Genomic DNA, 11,210 nt, shown 5'->3' with positions numbered 1-11,210 from the left:
CTTACTGCACCAGCGCTTTCAACAGTTCTTTGTGGAAAGCGGCTGGTTCTTCCATCTGCGGCGCATGGCCCAGGCCGGGGAATTCGACCAGCTGGCCTTGCGGGATCAGCTTGATCACTTGCTTGCCCAGCACGGCGTAATGGCCCAGCTTGGCTTTCACTTCTGGTGGCGCGATATCGCTGCCGATGGCCGTCGTGTCGGCGTCGCCTATCATCAGGGTGACGGGCACTTTGAGCTGCGGGAATTCATAGATCACGGGTTGTGTAAAAATCATGTCGTAGATCAATGCCGAATTCCACGCCACCAGCTTGTGGCCCGGACCCTGGTTCAGGCCGGCCAGCATGTCCACCCAGCGCTCGTATTCCGGTTTCCAGCGGTTCACGTAATACGTCGATTTCTCATACGAACGCACCGAGTCGGCATTCAGTTTCAGCTCGCGCTCATACCACTGGTCCACCGTGCGGTAGGGCACGCCCAGCGCTTTCCAGTCTTCCAGCCCGATCGGATTGACCAGCACCAGGCGCGACACGGCTTGCGGATACATCAGCGCATAGCGCGTGGCCAGCATGCCGCCTGTCGAATGGCCGATGATGACGCTGCGCGTGATGCCTATATGTTGCAGCAAGGCTGCGGTATTGCCGGCCAGTTGCTGGAAGGTATATTGATAATGTTCCGGTTTGCTGGAGGCGCAAAAGCCGATCTGGTCGGGCGCCACCACGCGGTAGCCGGCGTCGGAAAGTGCCGTGATCGTCTGGTCCCAGGTGGCAGCACAGAAGTTTTTACCATGCAGCAACACCGCCGTCTGGCCGTTGGGCTTGCCCTTGGGCGCCACATCCATGTACGCCATTTTCAGGGTCTGTCCTTGCGAGCTGAAGTTGAACGACTCGATGGGATGGGGATACGTAAAACCTTGCAGCTCGGGGCCGTAAGTCGATGCTGTGGCGCTGCTGGTAGCGGCCAATAGCAGCAGCGTAACGGCGGCTGGTGCGCTGAAATGGGTGGTGCTCATGAAAACTCCGGGATGGTGAGGGGGCGTTTGAACCCATCAATATAGCGTGATTTGGCGCTACGTGTTGCGCGCTGGCACAAGCCATGTCGTATGCATAATGGCTGCAGGCGGGCGCTGGTCAGATGCGATAAAATAGGGGCATGCAGACCCTTCTCCACCTCCTCGAACATTACGGCGTGCTGATCGTTTTCGGTATCGTACTGGTGGAGCAGCTCGGCTTGCCGATCCCCGCTTTTCCCCTCCTGATCGTGGCGGGGGCGCTGGCGGTGGATGGCGATATGCATTTCGCTACCGTGCTGGCCGCAGCGCTGGCCGCCTGCCTGATCAGCGATTTCACCTGGTTCCGCGCGGGCCGTTATTTTGGCAAGCGCATCCTGCGTTTGCTATGCCGTATCTCGCTGTCGCCTGATTATTGCGTCAGCCAGACGGAAGACAAGTTCAAGCGCTGGGGCCCCAAGGCGCTGGTCGTGTCCAAGTTCATTCCCGGTTTTAATACCATTGCCGCCCCCATGTCGGGCGCGATGGGGACCTCGCCCAAGCGTTTCTTCTTTTATGCGGGCCTGGGTGGCTTGCTGTGGAGCAGCACCGGCATCCTGGTGGGTGTGATTTTCCATGCCAGTGTGCAACAAGTGCTGGATTTGCTCAGCACCATGGGCAGCACGGCCTTGCTGGTGCTGGCGACCTTGCTGGGCCTGTTCCTGCTGTATAAATATCTGGAGCGCAGGCGTTTCCGCCAGGCCTTGCAAATCGAGCGCATCGGCATCGATGAATTGCTGGAATTGATAGAGCAGGGCGAAGAACCGCTGATGGTCGATGCGCGCAGCGCCACCGCGCAAGCGCTGGAACCTGCGGTGCCCGGCGCAATGTTTTTCAATGGCAAAGAACCCGTGCCTGCCATGATTACGATGGACAAGGATAGGCACATCATCGTGTACTGCAGTTGCCCCAATGACGTGACGGCTGCCCAGGTGGCCAAGCTGCTGCACGAACATGGTTTCCACCGTGCCCGGCCTTTGCATGGCGGCCTCGATGCCTGGAACGCCGCCTACCGCTCCGATTTACCGGTCTCCTCCAGCCTGCTCAGCGAAGGTTTGCCGTCTTGATGCTCATCTTGCAGCGTATAAAAATCCGGTAGTAATAATACGAAAATCAGGCTGCAACGGCTAGGCTGAACGCTGCTGATACGTGCGCAGGGCGTGTGCGTTAGCGCGCTCGCGAAGACAATTTGCTCTGTCCGATGATGGTGATTTCTGCTGCTGTGCAGCATACTAATCTGGAGTTTGCGGATAGTGTGCACTCACAACAAAGCATAATTATTAGATAACTTATTTCAGGAATGTTGCATTTGGAGTGGAACTACCAACAAATGCCAGTTTTGATGTACTTAAACTACAAACTTTGCTTGCATCGAAGCTCGTTCATCCTTTAAGCTTGGCGTCCCATGGGTCCCATTTCAACATTAAAATCATGAGCGCATCGTCTTCTCCTGCACTGCAATTTTCCGCTTTTGCCGATGGTCCACGCCTGCTGGCCGACGTGGGTGGCACGAATGCCCGTTTCGCCCTGGAGCTGTCTCCTGGCAATATCAGCCTGGTAGAAGTGTTGCCTTGCGCCGATTACCCTAGCCTGACCGCCGCCCTGCAAGCCTATCTGGCGTTGCCGCACGTGGCCGCTGCCGGCGGACAATCGGTGCGCCACGCCGCGATCGACATCGCCAACCCGGTCGATGGCGATTTCCTCAGCATGACAAATCACCACTGGTCCTTCTCGATCAGTGCCATGCGCGAAGAGTGCGGCTTCGTGACCCTGGACGTGGTCAATGATTTTACGGCCCTGGCGCGCGCCTTGCCGCTGTTGTCGAATGAAGAGAAGCATCAGGTCGGCGGCGGTACGGCGCGCCAGAACACGGCGATCGGCTTGATCGGCGCTGGCACGGGCCTGGGCGTATCGGGCCTGATCCCTGCGCACGGCAGCTGGGTGGCCTTGCAAAGCGAAGGCGGCCATGTCAATTTTGCGCCCTCCAATGAAGTGGAAGTGGCGATCCTGCAATATGCCTGGCGTGAATTCGAACATGTCTCGGCTGAGCGTTTATTGTCTGGCGATGGCCTGGAATTGATTTACCGCGCGCTGGCCGACCGTGCCGGCCTGCCGTTAGAAAATTTGAGCGCTGCGGAAATCACGCACCGCGCCCTGTCTGGTGCATCAGTGCTGTGCGACGAGGCAATCGAAGCGTTTTGCTGCGTACTCGGCGCCATGGCGGCCAACGTTGCCGTGACCCTGGGTGCGCTGGGCGGTATTTATATCGGTGGCGGCATCGTACCCCGCCTGGGCGAGCGCTTCGACCGTTCCGGTTTCCGTGCCCGTTTCGAAAGCAAGGGACGCTTTACCAACTATGTCTCGCAAATCCCGACCTTCGTGATCACGGCGCAATATCCCGCTTTCCTGGGCGTGTCGGCTATCCTGTCGGAAAAGCTGGGCACGCAGTAAGCTTAGCCGCAGATCCGCTGCGCTTCGCGCCAGCCCGACAGCAGAGCGCCGTGGACGGTGCCGCTGTAATCGTTGTGGGTGGCTTCTCCCGCGAAATACAGCCGCTGCTGCAGCGGTGCCGCCAGTTTCTTGCGGTCATCGTGCAGCGCACCAGCGCCGGGGAAGGAATAACTTCCCCGCGCATAGGGATCGGCCGCCCAGCGCGTGATGCGCCAGCTGTCCGGTGCCACGGCAGCGCTGTCGTAAATGCAGCGCAATTGCTGCATGGCGCCGGCCACGATTGCTTCATCCGTCATGCCTTCCAATACACGCGCCGCGTTACCGCCATTTAAGGCGCACAATATCGGCTGGCCCGTCACGCGCTCCAGCGCATACCAGTTCGACCAGATACCTTGTTTGGTATTGAGTTGTGTGATGACGTCGCTGGCATCCCAGAAGACCTTGGGAAAGCGCAGATACAGTTTGTCGTAGACGCCCATGCCGAGGCGGGCGATGGCGCCGGCTTTCTCTACTGGCAGCGCTGGCGAGAAGCCGACCTTGCCTTCCTTGAGCACGCCGAGCGGCAAGGTCACGATAGCCTTGTCCGCGCTGATCACGCCCTGGCTGGTGTGTACCTGGACCTGCTTGCCGCGATAGTCGATGTGCTCGACGACATGGCCTGTGAGGATGGCGAGTCCTTGGGCCAGGCGTTCGGCCAACTGGCCGTATCCGCCGGGAAGCACCACTTCGCGCCCGCCAAAACCCGATCCCTCTTGCAGCGCCCATGCCGCGATCTCGTCGATGCTGGCACCATAGTCGTCTTCCACATTGCGGCTGAACAGTTCAAATGCGGCGCTTTTTCGCTCGGCTGGCAAGCCGCTGTCTTGCAAAGCCTGGTGCAAGGCATTGCGCATGGAGAGTGGGGCATCGGTTTTGTCAGCGATGCTGGCCATGCGCTCGCCGAGTTGATCCTGGTCGGCCGCGAATTGCTGGCGCTGCGCGGCCGTCACGGCTGCGCCTGCTGCGTCATACAGACGGCTCTCGCTGAGGTTGTTGCTGAGCGTGCCCGCATCGTAGACAGTGGTCTGGATGCCAAATTGCCTGGCCAGCGCCGCGACCGGGTTGTTGTGGACGCCATGTATCCACGAAGCGCCCAGGTCAACCGGTGCGTCGGGCCAGCTGTGATCGGTCCAGATGCGACCGCCCAGCCGCTGGCGCGCTTCGATGATGGTGACGCAGCAGCCAGCACGCTGCAAACGTTGCGCCGCAGCGATGCCGGCGATACCCGCGCCGATCACGATGACGGACGGCATGCGGCGGCCAGTCCGGCCGGTGGCGATGGAAGGCGCGAGCGCGGCGGCGATGGCGGCGAACGTATGGCGCAGCAGGCTGCGGCGGTGTGGGGACGTCATGCTACACTCCTTATTTACATCAAAATACCTAATGGTACATAAATGTGCCACAATGAACATAAATGTTTCATATGGAGTGCCATGTCAGGAACACCTGAAAATATTCTGGACGCAGCCGCGATGGTCTTGTCGCGTGACCGCAGCGCATCGATACAGCAGATTGCCAAAGCAGCCGGCCTTAGCCGCACCACCTTGGCGCGTTACTTTGCGACGCGGGAACTATTGATCGCGGCACTGGTCGAACGGGTGCTGGGCGAGGCCTTGTCGGTGCTCGATGCCGCCAGGCTGGAGGATGAGCCAGTTGCCGTGGCGTTCCAGTCGCTGACGCAGCATTACCGGGCCATCGGCCAAGTCTGGGGCCTCGGTTATGGACTCGGCTATAGCTGGCTGCATCTGGTGGAGCTGGTGCCGGGCATGGATGCGTCAGTCGAGAAGATCGAGCAGCGCCTGCACGCTTTTTTTGAGCGTGGTCAGGCGCAGGGCGTGTTTCGCCAGGACATGCCGGCGCAGTGGCTGGTCGGCGCCTTGCAGGGCTTGGCGGAAACTACCTCTGATCTGATCGCCGATGAGGCGATGGGCGCGCGCCAGGGAGCCGATTTTCTATTGTCGATGTTTTTAAATGGCGGCGGCGCGAAGGCTGGCCAGGAAAAATAGTCGCTTATCTTGTCTGTTTTTCGCATCGTGACCGGGTAAAACGCGTGTTTTGCCCGGTTTTGCGCTTTTCCGCTTTTTATCAGGTACAATTGGCATCGTTGGATGAAACGACGACTGTCGCTTACTTGCCCGGCTTATTATTACGCTACTGATTGCGCCGCTGGTGTAGCGATTGCTCCGGATCTCGTTTCAGAGCTGGTTACTTAGTTAAATTAGTTAAGGTTAATTAAGACCGGCGCCATGGATGGCGGGACGTTCACCGCATCCGCATCACTCCCGCTTTGCGCGCATCGGCCAAGGCGTCGGAAAAACAGCCTCAACTTGTAACCCAGCATGGCGTCATTACCGATGTCTGCCCTGTCTCATGTTACGTTGAATTGTTACGTTGAAATGAACGTTTTGATTTCTTTCTCTGCATACGAATTGCAACACACATCCGCACAGAACTGCTATGAATACAATTGAGGCTAAAAAAGTCCTCGAAACCGCGTTGCTGTGCGCTCGTGAATCGTTGACGATCCACAGCCTGAAAAAGCTGTTCGTCGATGCGGACGAGAATGGCCGCGTGCGCGGTGTCGGCGTTGGCGCCGATACGATCAAGCAATTGCTGGAAGAGCTGCGGCAGGATTGGGAGGGCCGCGGCATTGAAGTGGTCAGCCTGGCGTCAGGCTGGCGCTTTCAAAGCCGGCCGGAAATGAAGATGTATCTCGATCGTTTGACGCCGGAGCGTCCGCCCAAATATTCGCGGGCGACCCTGGAAACGCTGGCCATCATTGCGTATCGCCAGCCCGTGACGCGCGGCGATATTGAGGAAATTCGCGGCGTGGCCGTCAATTCGCAAACGATCAAGATGCTGGAAGACCGTGGCTGGGTCGATGCGATCGGCTACCGCGACGTGGTGGGGCGGCCAGCCTTGCTGGCGACCACCAAACAATTTCTCGATGATCTGGGTTTGAGTTCGCTGTCCCAGCTGCCGCCGTTGCAGCAAATCAGCGAGATGCAGGGGAACGGAATGGAAGCCCTGGAAGCGGCCCTGCAAGAAAATTTTGATAAAGCAAAGAATGACGCAACGGATGACGTTGCACAACAGCTTGGTGCAGGTAGCAATGCCGCTGTAACTGACGTGACAGCAAGCCCTGATGCCGGCCCCGATGCTTCACCCCTGGATGAAGCCTACACTCACGACCCTGCGCCAGAACTAACGGTTGACGCTGCGCCAGGTCAGCACAGCCAAGAAACGAATAATGAATAATCCGAACACTCCCGAGACAAATACCGCCAGCGACGACGTCGTCGCCAAGCCCAAGCGCCGCACCAAGGCTCAGATAGAAGCCGCAGCCGCAACCGCCAGCACTGCCAGCCCGGCTGCAGATGTTGCCGCCAAACCAAAACGCCGCAGCAAAGCCGATGTGGCCGCCGATGCGCCCGTCGCTGCTGTGGCAGCCGTAGACACCGATGCTGCGCCAGTGGCCCGGAAAACCCGCGCCAAGCCAGCCGCCAAGGGCGTGGCCGCCGCCGCTGAAGCCGCTGCCGACGCCGTTGCCGCACCAGTAGCACCCGCCGCGCCGCGTCCGCCGCGCGCCCGCGCCGCCATCAAGGCAGCTGTTGAGTCTGTTGAAGCCGTCGCCGACGAAGCTCCTGCAGCGCGCCAGCCGCGCGGTCCGCGTCAGATGCGTGGCGTGCAAGCCGAACGCGCCTTGCGCCAGCCGCCGCGCGAAGTGGCCGAGCTTGCTGAAGCGTCCACCGTGCCTGAAGTCGCCGCCGCACCTGCCGATGGCGTCGAAGGCAAGCCAGTCCGTGGCCAGCGCAACGATATGCCCGGCACCGGCAAGAATGCCGGCAAGAGCCGTAAAAAAGGCAAGGGCCGCCAGGGCGCGCCAGGCAAGCTCAATGAAGCCGATGCGGTATTCTCGTTTGTCACTTCCGACGCGTTCGACAGCGAAGAAGGCGGCACGGGCCGTGTACAAAAATCGGCAGTACGCCGTGACCTGACGTCCGACGACGATGCGCCGAAGCTGCACAAGGTGCTGGCCGAAGCCGGTCTCGGTTCGCGCCGCGACATGGAAGACCTGATCATTTCTGGCCGCGTGTCCGTCAATGGCGAGCCAGCCCATATTGGCCAGCGTATCTTGCCGACCGACCATGTGCGTATCAATGGTAAATTGATACAGCGCCGTGTCAGCAAAAAGCCGCCACGCGTGCTGGTGTACCACAAGCCAACTGGCGAGATCGTCAGCCATAACGACCCGGATGGCCGTCCTTCCGTGTTCGACCGCTTGCCGACCATGAAGGCGGGCAAATGGGTGGCTGTGGGTCGTCTGGACTTCAATACTGAAGGTTTGCTGCTGTTTACGACTTCCGGTGACTTGGCCAACCGTCTGATGCACCCACGCTACGGCATCGACCGCGAGTACGCAGTGCGTACCCTGGGTGAGCTGGAAGAGGGCATGCGCCAGAAACTGCTGGCCGGTGTCGAGCTGGAAGACGGCCTGGCGCAGTTTTCGAAGATCGCCGATGGCGGCGGCGAAGGCATCAACAAGTGGTACCGCGTGGTGATTGGCGAAGGCCGTAACCGCGAAGTGCGCCGTATGTTCGAAGCGATCGGCCTGACCGTTTCGCGCCTGATTCGTACCCGTTATGGCGCGATGACCTTGCCGAGCGGACTGAAACGTGGCCGTTGGGAAGAAATGGATGAAAATACCGTGCGCGACTTGCTGGCCGCCTACGGCATTGAAAAGAAAGTGCCGGCCTCCGGCGATCCGCGCGCGGCAGCCGCCGCCAAGGGCCGCGAGGCGCGCAAGCCTGCCCGCGATGACGAGCCGAATGGCAACCGTATCGATGTGAGCAACCGCAACGCCGATCCGTTCCCGGTTGCGCCGCGCCGTGGCCAGCCGCAAGGCCAGTTTGCTCGTCCGCAAGGCCAGGGTCGTCCAGGTGGCACCGGCCGTCCTGGCGAAAGCCGTGGTCCGGGCCGTGGCCAGCCACAAGGTCCATTCCAGGGCGGTCCCCGTTCGTCGGCGTCGTTCGATGCCCAGGGGCAAGGCCAGGGCCAGGGCCGTTCGGCGCGCCCAGCCGGCCAGGGTCGTCCAGGTGGTGAAGGCCGCGCGCCACAGCGTGGTCCGCGCCAGCCTGATCCGCTGCAAACGGCGTTTGGCTTTGCCACGCCGGCGCCGCGCCGCAACAATGGCGGTGGCGCCGGCCAGGTGCGTTCCGGTGGCCAGCCGCGTGGCGGCATGGATGGCATGCCGCGCCGCCGCAAAGGCTGATCGGGATACGCTTGTAGCGCGTCCGGTTTTTTGTGCCGGATGCGCAACTCTTGTTGCTGAGACTGTTGTAAGCGGGGCCGCTCCTGTCGTGCGGCATTGCGGCGCAGTTAATAAGAGGTTATAATCTGCAGCCTAATAAAAGTTCTCCGCAGGGTAGTTTGGTGGGGAGTGCTTTCATCTGGTTGGGGAAATACAAGAAGATGGGCAGATGCCCATTTTTTTTTTGTTGAACCGTTTGTAATGGCTCCGCGAGGGGCCATAAATGACTAGAGCGTGTTTTTTTGCATGTTGCCAGCGCCTAAAAGGATGCTGCAATGCGGAAACAGGCCTTATTTCTGGAGAATTTCTTGCAGCAGTTGGAATTAATTGAAAAGACAGTCACTGGTCTGGGCTACGAGCTCGTTGATGTTGAACGTGCCGAGCGCGGCCTGCTGCGCGTCTTTATTGATTTCAGCGCCGCCGATGCCGCTGAAAAAGGTCCGATCACGGTCGAAGACTGTGCCACGGTCAGTCACCAGTTATCGCATGTGTTGACGGTAGAGAACGTTCCTTACGAACGTCTCGAGATTTCTTCCCCGGGCCTGGACCGGCCGGTGCGCAAGCTGGAAGACTTCGTCCGTTTCGCAGGCCATGAAATCATCGTCAAGCTGCGCGTGGCGATGCCGGGTACGAACAACCGGAAGTCGTTCGAGGGGACGTTGCAAGAACCCGTCGGCGATAATTTGTCGTTGGAATTTGAAGGTAAGGATGGTCCGGCGATGTTGGAGTTTACGCTCGCCGACGTGGATAAGGCACGCTTGGTGCCAAAGGTGGATTTTAAGGGACGCAAAGCATGAGCCGCGAAGTTTTATTATTGGTTGACGCGCTGGCGCGCGAAAAAAACGTCGATAAAGATGTCGTTTTCGGCGCGCTTGAATTCGCGTTGGCGCAAGCCACGAAGAAACGTTATGAGGGTGAAGTAGACATCCGCGTTTCGATCGACCGTGATTCGGGCGAGTTTGAATCGTTCCGCCGCTGGCACGTGGTGCCTGATGAAGCGGGCCTGCAATTGCCGGATCAGGAGATCCTGCACTTCGAGGCAAAAGAACAGATTCCAGATATCGAAGTCGATGACCACATCGAAGAACCGATCGAGTCCGTCGAATTCGGCCGCCGCTTCGCGCAAGACACCAAACAGGTAGTCTTGCAGCGCGTGCGTGACGCCGAGCGCGAACAGATCCTGGTCGACTTCCTGGAACGCGGCGATTCGCTGGTCACCGGCACCATCAAGCGCATGGAACGCGGCGATGCAATCGTCGAGTCCGGCAAAATTGAAGCGCGTCTGCCACGCGACCAGATGATCCCGAAAGAGAATCTGCGTATCGGCGACCGCGTGCGTGCTTTCATCCTGCGCATCGACCGCAATATGCGCGGCCCGCAAGTGATCCTGTCGCGCACCGCTCCAGACTTCATCATGAAGCTGTTCGAACTGGAAGTACCGGAAATCGAACAAGGCATGCTGGAAATCAAATCGGCTGCCCGCGATGCTGGCGTACGCGCCAAGATCGCCGTCTACACGGCGGACAAGCGCATCGACCCTATCGGTACTTGCGTCGGCATGCGCGGCTCGCGCGTGCAGGCTGTGACCGGTGAGTTGGGTGGCGAGCGCGTCGACATCGTGCTGTGGTCGGAAGATCCAGCGCAGTTCGTGATTGGCGCCCTGGCGCCGGCGAACGTCTCGTCGATCATGGTCGATGAAGAAAAGCACGCCATGGACGTGGTAGTCGATGAAGAAAACCTGGCAATCGCGATCGGCCGTTCCGGCCAGAACGTGCGCCTGGCTGCTGACCTGACCGGTTGGAAGATCAACATCATGACGGCCGAAGAATCGGCTGACAAAGCTGCCCAGGAAACGGCTGCCGTGCGCATCCTGTTCATGGAAAAGCTCGATGTTGACCAGGAAGTGGCCGACATTCTGGTGGAAGAAGGTTTCGCCAGTCTGGAAGAAATCGCTTACGTGCCAATTTCCGAAATGCTGGAAATCGAATCGTTTGACGAAGATACCGTCAATGAACTCCGTACCCGTGCGCGTGATGCGCTGGTTACCGAAGCAATCGCTTCGGAAGAGGGTCTGGAAGGCATGGACGAGGCGTTGGTGGGTCTGGAAGGCATGGACCGTGTCACCGCCGGCAAGCTGGGTCTGGCTGGTATCAAGACTGTTGAAGCATTTGCAGCACTGGCATACGACGAATTTGGCGCAATCCTGGCCTTGTCTGCGGACCGTGCGCGTGAACTGATTACAAGTGAATTTAAAGATGTGACCGACGATGAGATGAAGTTGGTTGACTCGAAATACGACGATCGTGCCAAGGCGCTGCAAGCCAAGGCATGGAGTCTGGCCGAATCCGCAAAGGCTTAATTTGA

General features: G+C 59.3%; 9 protein-coding genes. 7 read left to right on the top strand and 2 right to left on the bottom strand.

All coding sequences use genetic code 11. The features are described from left to right. Position 1: 1 nt before the first annotated feature. The gene (locus HDE75_RS18260) at positions 2–1,009 is read right to left on the bottom strand and encodes an alpha/beta fold hydrolase (protein WP_183680866.1); all 1,008 of its coding nucleotides are present in this window, start codon (positions 1,007–1,009) and stop codon (positions 2–4) included. A gap of 140 nt (positions 1,010–1,149) precedes the next feature. Between HDE75_RS18260 and HDE75_RS18255 the strand changes: the two genes are divergently transcribed. Together HDE75_RS18255 and HDE75_RS18250 are read left to right on the top strand one after the other, a co-directional pair. After that, complete coding sequence (locus HDE75_RS18255) at positions 1,150–2,112, top strand: VTT domain-containing protein (RefSeq protein WP_183680864.1); 963 nt, start codon at positions 1,150–1,152, stop codon at positions 2,110–2,112. Between the two features lie 364 nt (positions 2,113–2,476). Further along, positions 2,477–3,496, top strand: coding sequence for a glucokinase (locus HDE75_RS18250; RefSeq protein WP_183680862.1), 1,020 nt, complete (start codon positions 2,477–2,479; stop codon positions 3,494–3,496). Between the two features lie 2 nt (positions 3,497–3,498). Here HDE75_RS18250 and HDE75_RS18245 read toward each other — a convergent pair whose 3' ends face one another. Next, a complete protein-coding gene (locus HDE75_RS18245) occupies positions 3,499–4,887 on the bottom strand; it encodes a flavin monoamine oxidase family protein (protein ID WP_183680861.1) in 1,389 nt (462 codons plus the stop codon). An 81-nt stretch (positions 4,888–4,968) separates the two neighbouring features. On the opposite strand from HDE75_RS18245, the gene HDE75_RS18240 reads away from it, so the two are divergent. The 5 genes from HDE75_RS18240 to nusA all read left to right on the top strand — a co-directional run bounded on the left by HDE75_RS18240 (position 4,969) and on the right by nusA (position 11,205). Further along, on the top strand, positions 4,969–5,541 hold the full coding sequence (locus tag HDE75_RS18240) for a TetR/AcrR family transcriptional regulator (protein WP_183680859.1): 573 nt from the start codon (positions 4,969–4,971) through the stop codon (positions 5,539–5,541). A 451-nt stretch (positions 5,542–5,992) separates the two neighbouring features. After that, on the top strand, positions 5,993–6,793 hold the full coding sequence (gene scpB, locus HDE75_RS18235) for an SMC-Scp complex subunit ScpB (RefSeq protein ID WP_183680857.1): 801 nt from the start codon (positions 5,993–5,995) through the stop codon (positions 6,791–6,793). After that, positions 6,786–8,807, top strand: coding sequence for a 23S rRNA pseudouridine(2605) synthase RluB (rluB, locus tag HDE75_RS18230; protein ID WP_183680855.1), 2,022 nt, complete (start codon positions 6,786–6,788; stop codon positions 8,805–8,807). The genes scpB and rluB overlap by 8 nt, the downstream gene beginning before the upstream one ends. 347 nt (positions 8,808–9,154) lie before the next feature. Continuing rightward, complete coding sequence (rimP, locus tag HDE75_RS18225) at positions 9,155–9,643, top strand: ribosome maturation factor RimP (RefSeq protein ID WP_183681130.1); 489 nt, start codon at positions 9,155–9,157, stop codon at positions 9,641–9,643. Next, the gene (nusA, locus tag HDE75_RS18220; RefSeq protein WP_183680853.1) at positions 9,640–11,205 is read left to right on the top strand and encodes a transcription termination factor NusA; all 1,566 of its coding nucleotides are present in this window, start codon (positions 9,640–9,642) and stop codon (positions 11,203–11,205) included. Before rimP ends, nusA begins: the two co-directional genes overlap by 4 nt. Positions 11,206–11,210: the final 5 nt, after the last annotated feature.

This window comes from Janthinobacterium silvisoli, assembly GCF_014200725.1.
GTDB lineage: Bacteria > Pseudomonadota > Gammaproteobacteria > Burkholderiales > Burkholderiaceae_D > Janthinobacterium.
The sequence above is the reverse complement of the archived record's forward strand: the minus strand, read 5'-3'. Positions and strand labels throughout refer to the sequence as shown.

Coding starts and splice junctions, on each gene's coding strand:
- HDE75_RS18250 (WP_183680862.1), top strand. CDS start 2,477: ATGAGCGCATCGTCTTCTCCTGCACTGCAATTTTCCGCTTTTGCCGAT.
- HDE75_RS18240 (WP_183680859.1), top strand. CDS start 4,969: ATGTCAGGAACACCTGAAAATATTCTGGACGCAGCCGCGATGGTCTTG.
- HDE75_RS18255 (WP_183680864.1), top strand. CDS start 1,150: ATGCAGACCCTTCTCCACCTCCTCGAACATTACGGCGTGCTGATCGTT.
- rluB (WP_183680855.1), top strand. CDS start 6,786: ATGAATAATCCGAACACTCCCGAGACAAATACCGCCAGCGACGACGTC.
- HDE75_RS18245 (WP_183680861.1), bottom strand. CDS start 4,887: ATGACGTCCCCACACCGCCGCAGCCTGCTGCGCCATACGTTCGCCGCC.
- nusA (WP_183680853.1), top strand. CDS start 9,640: ATGAGCCGCGAAGTTTTATTATTGGTTGACGCGCTGGCGCGCGAAAAA.
- HDE75_RS18260 (WP_183680866.1), bottom strand. CDS start 1,009: ATGAGCACCACCCATTTCAGCGCACCAGCCGCCGTTACGCTGCTGCTA.
- scpB (WP_183680857.1), top strand. CDS start 5,993: ATGAATACAATTGAGGCTAAAAAAGTCCTCGAAACCGCGTTGCTGTGC.